This window comes from Planococcus koreensis, assembly GCF_004761975.1.
GTDB lineage: Bacteria > Bacillota > Bacilli > Bacillales_A > Planococcaceae > Planococcus > Planococcus koreensis.
Genome location: NZ_RQII01000028.1, coordinates 41,342 through 55,514, shown reverse-complemented (window position 1 = coordinate 55,514; position 14,173 = coordinate 41,342). Strand labels below are relative to the sequence as shown.

Sequence of the window (14,173 nt, the reverse complement as noted above, 5' to 3'; positions counted from 1 at the left end):
TTATTGAAAGGGGGATAGAGGTTGTCTGCTCATTTCTGTGTACGTAAATCAATCACACTAACTAAAGGGGGAAATACAGTGGAGTTTAAAACTCGATGGCCAAAATTTTTCTTATTCCTTATTATTGCTGTGTTAGTGCTTGCAGGCTGCCAAAATTACAATGAAGAAACAGAAGGAGAAGGTGCAGCATCGCCTGAAGGGACACCCGCCGAATCGAACGAAAACTTTGACGCCGAAGTCTTCAATTTTGCGACCAACCAGGACATACCAGGATTGGATCCGCATGGTTCAGCTGCGAACACTACGTTCCGCGTGATTTACATGACGTACGACCGTTTGGTGACGTATGACGGAACGTCGACAGAGCCTCAGCCGCAGCTCGCAGAAAGCTGGGAAGTGTCAGATGACGGCAAGGAGTATACGTTCAAATTGGTGGAAAATGCGAAATTCCATGACGGTTCGCCGGTGACGGCGGAAGCGGTCCAGTATTCATTCACTCGGGCGATCAATGTCGGAAAATCCGCAGCCGGAATTTTCAGCAAAGTCATTGATGAAAACAGCTTCGAAGTGATTGATGACTATACGATCAAGATTACGTTGAAAGAGCCTTTTGCTCCATTTGTCAGCACATTGGGAACGGCGTTCGGCAATATCATCAACCCGGCCCTGGAAGAAAACCACGGCGATGATTTGGGCGAAAGCTTCCTGTCAGAAGAAGTGATGGGGTCAGGCCCTTACATGCTGGACAGCTGGGATCGCGGCGAAACACTGGTCTTGAAAGCGAATCCGGATTATTGGGGAGAAGCTCCGACGATGGAAACGGTGAATATCCGCTTCATCACGGAAGCATCCACTGCACGTTTGATGCTTGAAAAAGGAGAAATCGACATGATCGACAATACCGTCATTTCTCCTGAAGTTTTGGGGCAGATGGAAGGCACTGAAGGCGTGGAAATTTTGGAAGCGGATGGCTACCAAATTGATTACATGCCGATGAATACGGAAAAAGGCGCGCTTGCCGATGTCCGTGTACGCCAGGCGATAGCTCACAGCATCAATTACGATGCATTGCTGGAAAGCGTCTATCTGGGCAAAGCGGAGCGCATCGTCGGGGCTGTTCCGAAAGGCATGTTCGGCTTTAATTCCGATGCCAAGCTTTACGACTACGATTTGGACAAAGCGAAAGAATTGCTGAAAGAGGCCGGCCATGAAAGCGGGCTGGAACTTGAAATTGCCATTTCCGAAGACAATGAAGTGCGCAGCAACACGGCATTGCTGCTGCAATCCGATTTAGAGAAAGTCGGCGTTACGCTGAACATCAAAACGTACGCTTGGCCGACATTCCTGGATCTCGTCACCACAGGCAAACATGATTTCGGCCTGGTTTCCTGGACGCCGGATTATCCGGATCCGGACTACAATCTATGGTATTTCGCCCATTCATCCAGCAAAGGGCCAGGATTTAACTTGGCGTTCTATGAAAACAGTGAAATCGATGCGCTGCTTGAAGAAGGAAGAACTTCTACAGACGAAGCGCTGCGTGAAAACAACTACATGGAAATCCAGAATCTCATGGCAGAGGAAGTTCCATATATCTTTGTTGCCCAGCCTAAATTGCAGGCTCCTTTAAGAAGCTGGGTCAAAGGCTATGAATTGAATCCGATGAATTCCTGGTATGTACCATTCCACAAGATCACGAAAGAAGAATAGGGCATGAGGGTGGGAGCGGCTGTCGCACAACAGCTGCCTCCCTCTTTTTTAGAAAAATGGCAGGTCCGGAGGGTTCAGAAAATCACATAAGGTGGGGAGTACGGACATGGAGAAAGAATGGAAGGTATTGAATGTATCTGCTGCGAAAGGGGAAAAAGTGAAATCTTACCTTGAATTGCCCTCTATAGAAGAAAAGCTGCCGGTCTTTCTGGTCAACGGTTCTCAGGAAGGCCCGACAGTTCTGGTTATGGGTGGCATCCATGGCTGTGAATATACATCAATCGACGCGGCTCAAAAGATTGGTGCGGCGCTTGACCCTGAAGAGATGAAAGGAAAGGCAATCGTTTTGCCGATTGCAAATCCTGCTGCATTTTATGCCCGCAGCATTTATGTCCACCCAAAAGACCATAAAAACCTGAACCGCATGTTTCCTGGAAATCAACATGGAAGCGATGCGGAAAGGCTCGCTTATTGGCTCAATGAAGCGGTGATGAAGAAGGTCGATTACGTCATTGACCTCCACGGGGGCGATATGATCGAAGCGCTGGTGCCGTTCACTATTTACCACGCAGCTGAAGATCGGAAAGTGCAAGAAACTTCAAAAGGCATGGCATCGTTATTTGAAATCAGCTATGTGATCGGCAGCAGCGGCCAAGTGCCGGGATCCACTTATGGCTGCGCCGCTGAACAGGGCATCCCAGCCATCATTGCAGAGGCCGGGCAACAAGGGATTATGAGTGGACAGGACTCGGAAATGCTGCAGCGGGGCGTCAGCAATGTTTTGGCGTCTTTGGGAATCCTGGCTGATGAAGTTCAGAAAGCTGACTCGGTTTATATCTCTGTTTTTGACTGGTACCGGTCCGATAGACGCGGGCTTTGGTATCCGGTCATCAACGTGGGCGACGAAGTCGCCAAAGGCCAGCTATTGGGAACGCTGGCAGATGAATTCGGCGATACCCTTCAGGAAATCCGCTCGCATACGGATGGCGTCGTGTTATTTTTGGTCAGTTCCCTTGCCATAAATGACGGCGATCCTTTGCTGGCAATAGGAGCGTGAACGATGGAGAATGTGCTGAACCTTTCAATTACCGAGCTTGCCGCTTTGTATCGCCAGAAACAAGTGTCTCCGGTGGAAGTGGTGAAACTGTCCTTTGAACGCCAGGAAAAAATCGGAAAGGCATTGAATGCGTTTATAACGGTGGCTGAAGACTCTGCGCTGCGGCAGGCAAAAAAAGCGGAAGAGGCATTTTTGGCGAACAAGCCAAGCCACCTGCTTGCAGGGATTCCGTATTCCGCAAAAGATTTATTTTATACGGAGGGAATCCGTACTACGTGCGCTTCCCCGATCCTGAAAGATTTTGTGCCGGATTACAGTGCGACTGCGGTCAGTAAGCTGGACGCGGCGGGTGCCATCATGCTTGGAAAAACCAATATGCTTGAATTCGCATATGGAATCGTCCATCCGGATTTCGGCAAGACGAACAATCCGTGGGACCTGTCGAAAACGTCCGGCGGTTCGTCCGGCGGGTCGGCGGCTGCTGTTGCAAGCGGCATCGGCTATTTTTCACTCGGCTCGGACACCGGCGGCTCGATCCGCATTCCCGCCTCCTATTGCGGAGTCGCCGGACTCAAGCCGACACGCGGACTTGTGAGCTTGCACGGGGTCTTTCCGTTAAGCGGGTCGCTCGACCACGCCGGGCCGATTGCCCGCAATGCGCTTGATGCGGCGTTGGTGCTGGAGGTGATTGCGGGCTTTGACCCGCAGGATCCCCATTCATTGACGGGCGGCTCCGGTGAAGTGGACATCAGCAATTTCAGTGCGTTGGATGCTAAACACGTCGGTGTTCTGCCGGAGCGTCTTCTCCGCGGACTCACGCCTGACGTGGCCCGTGTCTACAAGGAAACGCTGCAGCATGTCCGCTCGCTTGGCTGGCATATCGATGAGGTGGAAATTGAAGGATGGGCACGCATGGAGGATATCATCATGGCGGTGCTGCTGCCGGAAGCGGCGCAGATCCATCAGCAATGGCTTGGCCGGAAAGAGGAATACGCAACAATGACGTATCGTCAGATCGAGCAGGGCATGGAGGCGAAAGCGGTTGATTACTTGAACGGCCAGCGGGACCTGAAGCGGTTCACATCAGCCGTCTCAACCCTTTTTAACACATTCGACTTGTTATTGATGCCAACGGTGTCATTTGCAGCCCTTGCGGAAGATCCGGTGATTGGCAGCGAAGAAGATGAAATGCTGTTCACGGGACCTTTCAACATCAGCGGCCATCCGGCAGTATCAGTGAATATGGGGTTTACAGCCGATGGCCTGCCGGTAGGCATGCAGCTGGCCGCGCCGCATTTTCAGGACATTGAATTGCTGCGCGCCGCGCATCAGCTTGAAACGATGCGGAGCGCTCGGATGCCCAGCTTTGATTGAGAAACAGCTCGAATGGCGCAAGAAAAAGAAAGGAAGCGGCTTATGGATATGATGACGATGAATTTGAACAATTTTAAAGAACTTCAGAAAAGCATCAATACGGTGCTGCTGCCGATCGGCATGGTCGAAGCCCATGGCCCTCATTGTGCGCTTGGCACGGATGTGCTGATTCCAAGGGAGTTCGTCAGGCGGCTCGAAGAAGAGGCAGGCGATAGGATTTTGATGGCGCCTGAAGTGGCGTATGGACATTCCTGGGGGCTTGCGCCGTTTGCCGGGACGATTGATGTTCCGGGGGAAGTTTTCGGGAATTATGTTCTTGAAATATGCAAAGGCTTTTACCAGAACGGATTCAGCAACATCATTTTGTTCAACGGCCACGGCGGCAACATTGCGAGCCTCGATCTTGTCACCGAAAAATTGGCGGACATCGGGATACGGACACTGACCATCAATTGGTATATCGATTACCGAGAAGACATCAAAAGGATCACTCCAGACCCGGGCCATGCAGGCGAAGACGAAACGTCGATGGTTTTGGCGATCGATGAGCGGTACGCCTATACGCAAGGCGTCGGCAGGCACGAAATTCCCTTGGCAAAACGCTTCCGTTTTAAAGATGGCGGGGCCACGCTGTATCCGGAAGCCTTTTCTGGCAACGCTGGGGCAGCAACGGCGGACAAAGGGGAAAAGCTCTATGCAATGATGGTGAAGTTGGTGCTCGAAGACATTCGCACATTATGGGATATTGAAATGCAGTACGAAAGGGGAATGGAAAGATGACCTTACGTTGGACTTCAGAACCGGTGGGAGAAGCGATAGTGGATATCGTTTTGAGCCTCAATGAACAAACCTTAAAACTGCACGATACGGAAACGGCGTCAGCCAGCTACAGCAGCGTCAAGCCCACGCTCCGGAACTTTGATGAAATTGGCCGCAAAATCGATGAGGTGGAAAAGGAAATCCAGGGGCTTACCGGCCATCCGGGCAGGTATTTGCGCTCGATGGTCAATGCGTACCGTTACTTTGGGCGCAGCCTTCAAGGCGACGATTTGCCTTATGCAGAGTACATTGCCAACATCCAGGAATTGCCGGCCACGCTGATTCCGGAAGAAACGATGGCTGGGCACCGCGACCTTGTGGAAAAAGGCTTGGGGGAACTCGGCTATAAAGGCAGCCTGCAGGAAAAAGCGCAAAGCTGGCTCGCTGAGACATTGATTGCGCCTGATAAAGTGGTTGAAGTGGCCCAGTCGATGAAAGACAAAGGCAAGGAAGGGACATTGAAGCGGGTCATCGAATTGCCCGAAGGAGACGGATTGGATTACATCAAGCCGATTCAAGGGGTGTTTTGGAGCGGATATTCCAAGTACACCGGCAATTTCCGCGGCAATCTGACATTCAATATTGACCGGCCTTGGACAGAACCTGTGCTGGCGCAGATCATGGCGCATGAAGGCTACCCGGGCCATCAGGCATTTTACTGCCGCTGGGATTACCTGTTTCAGCAAGGCAAGCTGCCAATCGAAGCTTCTTATTACCTGATCAACAGTCCGACGAATGCGTTGTTCGAAGGGGGGCCTGAAAGTGCGCTTCATTTCCTGGGATGGGACCGCGACGAAGAAGAAACCGAAGGCATCACCCTGCAAGCGAAGCAGCATTATAAACTGGCGCGCGATTGGATCGATATGCAGCGAATGGCCATGACCAATGCCTGTTATCTGTTCAATGAAGGGAAGATGAACAAAGAGGAAGCTGTTGCCTATATGATGGACAAAGGGATGCTGGGCCCCATCGAAGCGAATAATTGCTATCGGTTTTTCTCGCATCCCATTCAAAAAACCTATTATCCTTCCTATTATTACGGCCGTTGGATGGTCGGCAAAGGCTATGATTCGGTGGCGAAAGATCAGCGGGCGGAGTTTTTCAAAATCCTTTATGACACGCCGCATACCACCAATACGTTTATCGATGCCGTCAGTGATTTGAGCGGCAGCCGCTTTCAGCCATTTGAACAAGTTAAAACGGCCGCGAAGGATTTTGTCCTGTAACCAAACGAGGCTTATCAACGCCGGAAAAGGAGGTTTTCGATGGTTGTCGAGTTGAATAAAACACACCTGGACTTGAGCGACAAGGTATCAGCAGAGAAATTGATGGCGTTTACGGCAGAAATTGCGAAAGAAGTTCGGCTCTCCGGTTCGCCAGAAGAGCTGCGGGCGTTCCAATACGTAAAGGGGGAGCTTGACGCTCTGGGTCTTGAAACCGCCTTGAGCTTTCATGACGGCTTTATCAGTTTGCCGCTGTCGGCAGAATTGCAGGCGGGCGGCATGGAGTTTCCATGCATCACCCATTCGATGTCCACTTCGACCGGCAATGAGGGCCTCGACGGAGAGCTGCTTTATGTGAAAGAGCTCGCCTCTGGCATGGAAGCAGCCGGAAAAGTGGTGCTGACGGACGGGATAGCGACGCCGGGCGGGGTGCAAATGCTGGAGCAGGCAGGAGCGATTGCCGGAATTTTCATCAACGGATCGATCACCCACGAAATGACCGTGTCCCGGGTCTGGGGCAATCCGACACCGGAGACGAAAAAAGAGTTCCCGAAAATTCCGGTGCTTTCCATCACGGAAAAAGAAGGGGCCCAATTGCTCGGCCAATTGGCCCGATATGGCGAACCACTGAAGGTCTGGCTGAAAACGGAAGTCGATACCGGCTGGCGTAAAATCCCCACGTTACTGGCAGACATCAAAGGTGACATCGAACCGGAAAAATTCGTGTTGTTCAGCAGCCATATCGACTCCTGGCATTATGGCGCAATGGACAACGCCAGCGCCAATGCAGCATTGCTTGAAACGGCACGGATTCTGATGAGCCAGCCAATGCCTTTGCGCCGGACACTGCGCTTGGCGTTTTGGTCCGGCCATTCCCACGGCCGCTATTCAGGATCCGCCTATTATTGTGACAGCCATTGGGAAGAACTGCATGAACATTGCCTGTTGCATGTCTATGCCGATTCTTTGGGCGGGAAAGGGGCGCAAATCCTTGGCGAAAGCAATTGCATGGCCGAGACGCGCGATTACGGAGGCTCGTTCGTCGAGGCGCTGACAGGCGAGGCTTTTATCGGCAAGCGCTTTGGAAGAGGCGGCGACCAATCGTTCTGGGGACCGGGAGTTCCTGCGTTGTTCATGGGTCTTTCCGAACAGCCGCAAACGGACGATGCAGCGTCACGCACCTTAGTGAAGCTGTTCGGCGGCATAAAATCCGGTGGCTTCGGCTGGTGGTGGCACACTGTGAAGATACGCTCGACAAGCTCGACCCTGAAAACCTGCGGCGCGATTGCCAAGTTTACGTGTCACTGATCTACGATGCCTGTTCGCGCAAAGTGATGGCACTCAATCATGCTGCAGGCGCTGCTGAAATTTCTGCGGCATTGGAAGCTTATGCCCTTACGGCGGGAGAGCAGTTGGATTTGTCGAAGGCTTTGGAGCGCGCTGGAAAGCTCCAAGCACTGGGAGCACAGCTCAATAAACTCGCAGATCGGAAAGATTGGCAAGACGGCGAAGCGAAAAAATTCAACCAAGCGATGCTTGCAATCGCCCATGAACTGATTCCGCTCAGTTACGTCAGCGGCGATCTTTTCGAGCAGGATTTGGCGGTGAATCTGCCAGCCGTGCCGTTGCTAAAAGATATCTGGCGGCTGTCGGAAACAAAGCCAGGGAGCCCGGAAGCGTTTGAATGGCAGACCCTGTTGAAAAGGCGGCTCAATAAAGTCGAATTCGCGCTTTTAAAAGCGATTCGAATCGCTGAATCGCTGATCGAATAAGGCGCCCTTGGCTTCGATGCAAAGTTTCACTGGAAGGTACATAGAGAGAGAATGGTGTGCCTTTTCACACGCCATTCTCTCTTTATCTATTGTTCAGGAAAATTCTTTTCCATTCCAACAGAACCCAGCCAAGGGATGCCATTTGACAACAAGGGCTCGCGAGGGTAGATTTTAGCTATCAGAGATGATTGAAGGATAGCGCAGAAAGAGGGAATTAAAGTGAAAAAACAAGTCGTGGTAATTGGCCTTGGCCGTTTTGGCAGCAGTGTGTGCCAAGAGCTTTATAAAATGGGCCATGAAGTGCTGGCGATCGATTCGAATATGGAGAGAGTGGATGCGAACCGCGATCATTCCTCCCATGCCGTTATTGCCAACGCGACGGATGAAAGCGAATTGAAGGCGCTGGGCGTGCGGAATTTCGACAACGCCATTGTTGCCATCGGGGATGATCTTCAGGCGAGCGTGCTGTGCACGTTGATGTTGAAAGAGATTGGCGTTTCGAAGGTATGGGTGAAGGCCCGCGACCTGCAGCACCAGAAAATCCTTGAAAAAGTCGGTGCTGATCGGGTCATCCAGCCGGAGTATGAAATGGGTGTCCGCGTCGCGCACCATATGGATTCGGAAAAAATCATCGACTATATCGATTTGTCGAAGGATTACAGCATCCAGGAATTGACGGCATCGGACAAAATCGCGAACCGCACATTGGCGAAGCTTAATTTGCGGGAGCGATACAAGATTATTATTCTCGCGATCAAACGCGGAGAAGACGTCAATATTGCGCCGGTACCGAATGATGAAGTGCAGGAGAACGACGTCCTTATTGTCATGGGGCATCGGGATGACCTGAAGCGCTTTGAAGAAAAAGGAATTTAACTGAACCACGCAGCCACCGTTCCCATGAACGGTGGTTTTTTATTTGGTATACAAAATTAAGTATTTATTGCTAATAAACAGGTTTAAGTCTATAATTTTCATTAATATGGTATACCAAATGAAGGGGGCAAGAACACGCAATGATCGAAATGACTGATGTGAAGAAGAATTCCGTCTATGAATACCTGTATAACGCCATTCGGACGGGCGAGATTAAGCCGGGGCAGACGCTGACGGAACGGGGATTGGCCGAGAAAATCGGGGTCAGCCGAACACCGGTGCGGGAAGCGATCCGCAAGCTTGAAGAGCAGGGGATCGTTACGCACGAGCCGCATAAAGGCGTTAAGGTCATTACGCTGTCGGTCGGCAAAGTGGCGCAGTTGTATGATGTGCGCGAATTGCTGGAAGGGCTCGCGGCGCGGAAACTGGCAGAACGCCATACGCCGGAAGGAATCAGCGAACTGGCCAGGCTGATCGATAAAGCGGAACAGGAAGCAGTGGCCAACCATGTGCATGAACTGGCGCGCATCAATTCAGAGTTCCACCTGACATTGGCGCGCTTGTCGGGCAATGTCTATCTCGAAGCCATCATGAATATGCTGCAGACGCAGATCGGCTTGATGATGTCCGCGTCGCTGTCGACATCCGGCCGGCCGCTTCAGAATATCAGCGAACATAAGATGCTGATAGACGCGATCCGGTCTGGAGATGGTGAGTTTGCCGAAAGCATCGCCAAGCACCACGTGCGGAATGCGCGCGAACACGCAATGCAAAAATTGACAGAGGGCGGGGAATAGAAATGGTGACAAAACAATTGGTGGAAAATATCCTGAAGACGAAAATGGAAGATATCCCGGAAGAAGTCAATATCCATGGCAAAAAAAGCCTATACAATTGGATGGGCGTGGCAATCGGCGCTGCGCACCATCCATCCGTTGATATGGTGCTCGGCTTGAAAGAAGACATCCAATCGGCGGAACAAGTTTCAATTTTCGGCCGCACGGAAAAAACCGATTTGCTGCTGGCCTCTTTGATCAATGGCATGTCTTCCCATATTTTCGATTACGACGATACCCATCTCGACACGATCCACCATCCGAGCGGACCCGTGGCACCTGTCGTTTTGGCGCTTGCTGAAAAAATGAATTTGTCCGGCAAGCAGGTGCTGCACGCGTTCATCTTGGGATGCGAAGCGGAATTGCGCATTGCCAATGCCGTGTACCCGAGCCATTACCACCTCGGTTACCACATCACCAGTTCGACAGGCGTCTTTGGGGCTGCAACCGCTGCGGGCATTTTGCTGGAGTTGAATGAAGAGCAAATGGCTTGGGCACTTGGCATCGCCGGCACCCAATCGTTTGGCTTGCGCGAAATGTTCGGCACAATGACCAAGCCGTTCCATCCCGGCAAGGCTGCGCAGAATGGGTTGATGGCAGCATTGCTCGCCAAGAAGAACTTTACCAGCTCAACAGAAGTGCTGGAAGCGAAGCGTGGGTTTGCCAATGTCTTGGCGCCCGAACATGATTTAGCGAAAGTGAATGTGGCATGGGGCACCGAATGGGAATTGCTGAAGAACGCGTTCAAGCCATATGCATGCGGCATCGTGCTTCACCCTTCAATCGATGCCTGCATCGCACTCGGCAAACAAGTGAAAGCGGAAGAAGTCGAACGCATCGAGCTGACCGTCAATCCGTATGTTTTGGAGCTGACAGGGAAACCGACGCCGCCGACAGGGCTCGCCGGCAAATTCAGCATTTACCACACCGCCGCGGTGGCTTTCTTAGAAGGCGATGCCGGGGAAGCACAATATTCGGATGCCAGCGTCCACAATCCGGAAGTCGTGGCGTTCCGCAGCAAAATCCATCCGCAGGTTGATGCCACTGTGAAAGAAGAGGAAGTGCAGGCGGTGGCTTACCTGAAGGATGGCAGCACCATCGCGCATACTGTGAAAAACGCCACCGGCAGCATCGAAAACCCGATGGACGACAATGCATTGGAGCGCAAATTCAATCGATTGGTCCACGCCATCATTGGCGGAGGAGCAGCGGAATCTTTGCGGGAACAGATGTACAAACTGGACGAGCTGGAAAATTTGGACGGCTTGATCGCATTGACGAAAGGAAATGCGGAGAGAATATTGAATTGAATCAGCAAAGCCGGTTCTCTGGATGGAGAACCGGCTTTTTAAAGATTGTTAGAAATCGAAACTTGCATAAACAAAATATTCATTAATCACGACGCCTTCTTCATAAAGCGGCAATGTAATTTCTTCGCTCTCTCTATGGAACGTTAATGTTCCGACAGGTTCCGGGAGTTCCTGTGTAATAGTTTCTTCGCGTTTCGACCTATTGATCATATCAACAAGCTCTTTGGTTTCGCGTACGTCGTTTGTTTTATACACAAGTTCACCGTGCTTGATGATTTCCATTCCGCTGTAATCGCCCTTGAGCAAAGGAGGTCCATTGCAGCCAGCTAAAAGAGGAAGAAGGAACAATAGCATTAAAGTATACAAAAACGTCTTTTTCACCCAATCGCTCCCTTATTCTTGTTATCCCCATCATATTCCAATAGAGATCCACAAACAAATGACATTTTCACTTTTACGGACAAAATAAAAAAGGGCTTCCCTTATTCGGAAAACCCTTTTGTTTAAAATGCATATTGGAATAAGCCGTAATACAGAGGACCTAAGAAAAGAGCAGTCGACAGCGCGACGAAAAACGTGCCTGTCGGACCCGCGACTTCTTCGCGCTCATGCTCAAACTGTTTTTTCAGTTTGAAGGCAAAAATGATATCCCAGGCGAGGCCGCCGAAAAAGACGAACTTCCAGACGATCGGTTCGAAAATCTGGTTTTGGGTGACAAAGCCGAACAAGCCGATCCAGGTGATGACAGAAACCACGAGGTCAAACTTGACCGGAAAATTCAACGGCCCGCTGTGGAGGATGAAGCCGACAGTCGCAGTGCCGAGAAAAGCTGCATAGATAAACCAAAAAATTTGTTCCATTCATTAAAACCTACTTTTTTCAGACTCTCCCCATTATAGAAGAGTAACCATGAGATGAAAAGTTTTTTGAGATAACCATTCTTCCGAAAGTTTCCGCAAAGAGGCCGTTATGGGCTATAATCCAAGAAAAGGGGGGAGAGCCATGGGCAACAAGAGCCACGGCCTGAAACATGGCTGGACTTTGATCGCGCATAAATCTTTCACGCTGTTTACGAACGCTAATGCCTATATCGTCGTCGATAGCGATCACGACACTGTCATGCATTTCAAGGTCACAGACTCCGAGCTGGATATGATTTCAGTCAATTGGGGCTTGAATTTCAAGGTGATCCTCGGCTTTAAGACGATCAAGATCATGGAACTCCCGGATGATGAGTAACCTATTGCCTGCTGGAAAGCTTTCCGTTCATGCGGAAGGCTTTTTTTACTCATGGTATGATTTTTACAGAGATTGATAAAAATGCGGCCCAAAGAGCCGGAACGGGGGAAACGATGGATTTACAGACCTATTTAACATTGGATGGCACCGCAATGGCGCAATTGGTGCGCAGCAAGGAAGTGACGCCGGCAGAATTGCTGGCACTTTCCTTTGAACGCCTTGAGCAGCTGGAACCGGAATTGAATGCTTTCACTTCGGTGCGCCAAGAACAAGCTTTTGCAGCATTGGCAAAAAGCCAAGACGGCCTTTTTGGTGGCGTTCCAATGGCGCTTAAAAATATTTCGCAGTCGCTGGCAGGAGAACCGTTGACGGCTGGCTCGAAATTATTGGGGGGATCTGTTGCGCAGCGCGATTCCCATTTCGTTTCCCGGTTGGGAGCAGCGGGGCTATCATTCATCGGCCATACGAATACGCCGGAATTCGGCTTGAAGAATATCAGCGAACCGGAGCTTTACGGTCCATCGCGCAATCCGTGGAACCCGGATTATTCGCCAGGCGGTTCAAGCGGCGGTGCGGCTGCAGCTGTGGCGTCGGGCATTGTGCCGATGGCAGGTGCCAGCGATGGAGGCGGTTCGATCCGCATCCCAGCTTCGTTCACCGGGCTCTTTGGCTTGAAGCCGACACGCGGTCGGACGCCGGTCGGACCGGGGACTGGCCGGCAATGGCAAGGCGCTTCCATCGATTTTGCATTAACACGAACGGTACGTGATAGTTGCGCGCTGCTGGATGTGCTGCAGACGGTTCAACCGGAAGCTGCATTCCAGACGCCTTTATTTCCCGGGAAATACAGCGGACTTTTCAAGCAGCAGCCGGAACGCAAATTGCGAATCGCCGTTGCCGCCGACTCGCCAGTCGGCACGCCCGTTTCGCAGGACGCAAAAGATGCGCTTCAGAAAACGGTCCAATGGCTGCTGCAGCAAGGGCATGAAGTGGAAGAGGCATCCAATGGCATCGACGGCATCCGCTTGATGCAGGATTATTATTTGATGAACAGCGGGGAGATGGCGCTGCTCGCACGCAATCTTGGCCGCATGTCCGGACGCGCATTGGAGGCTGGAGATATGGAAATCGAGTCGTGGCTCCTGAGTGAAGCGGGCAAAAGGGTATCGGCTGCTGATTATTCGGCCAGCCTGGCTTCTTGGGATACGGCCGCTGCTAAAATGGCCGAGCTCCATCAGCGCTACGACTTTTATTTGACGCCTGCCACCGCTTATACCGCACCGAAAATCGGCGAGCTGACGCATACCACTGCGTCGCGAACGGATCTCCTGGCACGTTTTTCGGCGGCGCAGACGATGGATGCGCAGCAGGGCTTGATCTATGAAATGTTTTTGCCGAGCCTCACTTATACGCCGTATACCCAACTCGCGAACTTGACGGGACAGCCGGCAATGTCGGTGCCGGTCCATGTTTCTGATGGCGGCTTGCCGATCGGCGTGCAGTTTATGGCTGCAAAAGGCGAGGACCATCGACTGCTTGCTCTGGCATTGCAGATGGAACAGACAGCTTTGTGGGTCGGACAAAAAGGGAACCCGGTGTTTTCCCGCTAGAGTAGAATGGAGGGTGAGCCGGAAACGTTGTTCTCTTCAATTATGGAAAAGAACAAGGGAAATGTTCGTATTGCAATTCATATCTTAAGCTTTGGAAAAAGTTAAAATTAATATCGATAAAAGTTCTTTCATTTTCAGTTGAAGCAGCCCTAGAGGCTGCTTTTTTTTGCCTTAAAACCGAAAAGGTGAAACGATTAATCAGAATAATTAAACAACTGAATTGACTCCGATTGGGATGTCCGCAATAATGGACGTACACTGACGAAAAGGTGGCTTCGAAAATCTATGGCGCTGTTGAAGCCCGAATGTCCACGCCGGAATACGGCCGTCCAGTGGAGCCAGTCCAA

Annotated in this window: 14 protein-coding genes; 12 read left to right on the top strand and 2 right to left on the bottom strand. The window is 51.2% G+C overall.

Annotation, left to right across the window (positions count from 1 at the left end):
* Nucleotides 1-78 precede the first annotated feature (78 nt).
* The 10 genes from EGV91_RS06970 (at nucleotide 79) to EGV91_RS06930 (ending at nucleotide 10,977) form a co-directional block, all read left to right on the top strand.
* The gene (locus EGV91_RS06970) at nucleotides 79-1,710 is read left to right on the top strand and encodes an ABC transporter substrate-binding protein (RefSeq protein WP_135502044.1); all 1,632 of its coding nucleotides are present in this window, start codon (nucleotides 79-81) and stop codon (nucleotides 1,708-1,710) included.
* Nucleotides 1,711-1,816: 106 nt separating this feature from the next.
* Nucleotides 1,817-2,767: a succinylglutamate desuccinylase/aspartoacylase family protein gene (locus tag EGV91_RS06965; protein WP_135502042.1), complete on the top strand. Its 951-nt coding sequence runs from the start codon at nucleotides 1,817-1,819 to the stop codon at nucleotides 2,765-2,767.
* Between the two features lie 3 nt (nucleotides 2,768-2,770).
* Complete coding sequence (locus tag EGV91_RS06960; protein WP_135502040.1) at nucleotides 2,771-4,141, top strand: amidase; 1,371 nt, start codon at nucleotides 2,771-2,773, stop codon at nucleotides 4,139-4,141.
* A 42-nt stretch (nucleotides 4,142-4,183) separates the two neighbouring features.
* The gene (locus EGV91_RS06955) at nucleotides 4,184-4,921 is read left to right on the top strand and encodes a creatininase family protein (RefSeq protein ID WP_158290584.1); all 738 of its coding nucleotides are present in this window, start codon (nucleotides 4,184-4,186) and stop codon (nucleotides 4,919-4,921) included.
* On the top strand, nucleotides 4,918-6,186 hold the full coding sequence (locus tag EGV91_RS06950) for a hypothetical protein (RefSeq protein WP_135502036.1): 1,269 nt from the start codon (nucleotides 4,918-4,920) through the stop codon (nucleotides 6,184-6,186). The genes EGV91_RS06955 and EGV91_RS06950 overlap by 4 nt, the downstream gene beginning before the upstream one ends.
* A 39-nt stretch (nucleotides 6,187-6,225) precedes the next feature.
* The gene (locus EGV91_RS06945) at nucleotides 6,226-7,491 is read left to right on the top strand and encodes a M28 family peptidase (protein WP_241666130.1); all 1,266 of its coding nucleotides are present in this window, start codon (nucleotides 6,226-6,228) and stop codon (nucleotides 7,489-7,491) included.
* Nucleotides 7,410-7,955: a hypothetical protein gene (locus tag EGV91_RS17360; RefSeq protein ID WP_241666129.1), complete on the top strand. Its 546-nt coding sequence runs from the start codon at nucleotides 7,410-7,412 to the stop codon at nucleotides 7,953-7,955. The genes EGV91_RS06945 and EGV91_RS17360 overlap by 82 nt, the downstream gene beginning before the upstream one ends.
* Before the next feature lie 219 nt (nucleotides 7,956-8,174).
* The gene (locus EGV91_RS06940) at nucleotides 8,175-8,831 is read left to right on the top strand and encodes a potassium channel family protein (protein WP_135502034.1); all 657 of its coding nucleotides are present in this window, start codon (nucleotides 8,175-8,177) and stop codon (nucleotides 8,829-8,831) included.
* Between the two features lie 140 nt (nucleotides 8,832-8,971).
* Nucleotides 8,972-9,628 (top strand): GntR family transcriptional regulator, encoded by a 657-nt coding sequence (locus EGV91_RS06935; protein WP_135502033.1) that lies wholly within the window; start codon nucleotides 8,972-8,974, stop codon nucleotides 9,626-9,628.
* Between the two features lie 2 nt (nucleotides 9,629-9,630).
* Nucleotides 9,631-10,977: an MmgE/PrpD family protein gene (locus tag EGV91_RS06930; protein ID WP_135502030.1), complete on the top strand. Its 1,347-nt coding sequence runs from the start codon at nucleotides 9,631-9,633 to the stop codon at nucleotides 10,975-10,977.
* A gap of 48 nt (nucleotides 10,978-11,025) precedes the next feature.
* Here EGV91_RS06930 and EGV91_RS06925 read toward each other — a convergent pair whose 3' ends face one another.
* Both EGV91_RS06925 and EGV91_RS06920 read right to left on the bottom strand, forming a co-directional pair.
* Nucleotides 11,026-11,358 (bottom strand): hypothetical protein, encoded by a 333-nt coding sequence (locus EGV91_RS06925; protein ID WP_135502028.1) that lies wholly within the window; start codon nucleotides 11,356-11,358, stop codon nucleotides 11,026-11,028.
* A gap of 122 nt (nucleotides 11,359-11,480) precedes the next feature.
* Nucleotides 11,481-11,837: a hypothetical protein gene (locus EGV91_RS06920; protein ID WP_135502026.1), complete on the bottom strand. Its 357-nt coding sequence runs from the start codon at nucleotides 11,835-11,837 to the stop codon at nucleotides 11,481-11,483.
* A 142-nt stretch (nucleotides 11,838-11,979) separates the two neighbouring features.
* Between EGV91_RS06920 and EGV91_RS06915 the strand changes: the two genes are divergently transcribed.
* Together EGV91_RS06915 and EGV91_RS06910 are read left to right on the top strand one after the other, a co-directional pair.
* The gene (locus tag EGV91_RS06915) at nucleotides 11,980-12,216 is read left to right on the top strand and encodes a hypothetical protein (protein WP_135502024.1); all 237 of its coding nucleotides are present in this window, start codon (nucleotides 11,980-11,982) and stop codon (nucleotides 12,214-12,216) included.
* Between the two features lie 113 nt (nucleotides 12,217-12,329).
* On the top strand, nucleotides 12,330-13,826 hold the full coding sequence (locus EGV91_RS06910) for an amidase family protein (RefSeq protein WP_135502022.1): 1,497 nt from the start codon (nucleotides 12,330-12,332) through the stop codon (nucleotides 13,824-13,826).
* Nucleotides 13,827-14,173 lie beyond the last annotated feature (347 nt).

Coding starts and splice junctions, on each gene's coding strand:
- EGV91_RS06960 (WP_135502040.1), top strand. CDS start 2,771: ATGGAGAATGTGCTGAACCTTTCAATTACCGAGCTTGCCGCTTTGTAT.
- EGV91_RS06955 (WP_158290584.1), top strand. CDS start 4,184: ATGGATATGATGACGATGAATTTGAACAATTTTAAAGAACTTCAGAAA.
- EGV91_RS06910 (WP_135502022.1), top strand. CDS start 12,330: ATGGATTTACAGACCTATTTAACATTGGATGGCACCGCAATGGCGCAA.
- EGV91_RS06965 (WP_135502042.1), top strand. CDS start 1,817: ATGGAGAAAGAATGGAAGGTATTGAATGTATCTGCTGCGAAAGGGGAA.
- EGV91_RS06935 (WP_135502033.1), top strand. CDS start 8,972: ATGATCGAAATGACTGATGTGAAGAAGAATTCCGTCTATGAATACCTG.
- EGV91_RS06915 (WP_135502024.1), top strand. CDS start 11,980: ATGGGCAACAAGAGCCACGGCCTGAAACATGGCTGGACTTTGATCGCG.
- EGV91_RS06945 (WP_241666130.1), top strand. CDS start 6,226: ATGGTTGTCGAGTTGAATAAAACACACCTGGACTTGAGCGACAAGGTA.
- EGV91_RS06950 (WP_135502036.1), top strand. CDS start 4,918: ATGACCTTACGTTGGACTTCAGAACCGGTGGGAGAAGCGATAGTGGAT.
- EGV91_RS06920 (WP_135502026.1), bottom strand. CDS start 11,837: ATGGAACAAATTTTTTGGTTTATCTATGCAGCTTTTCTCGGCACTGCG.
- EGV91_RS06930 (WP_135502030.1), top strand. CDS start 9,631: ATGGTGACAAAACAATTGGTGGAAAATATCCTGAAGACGAAAATGGAA.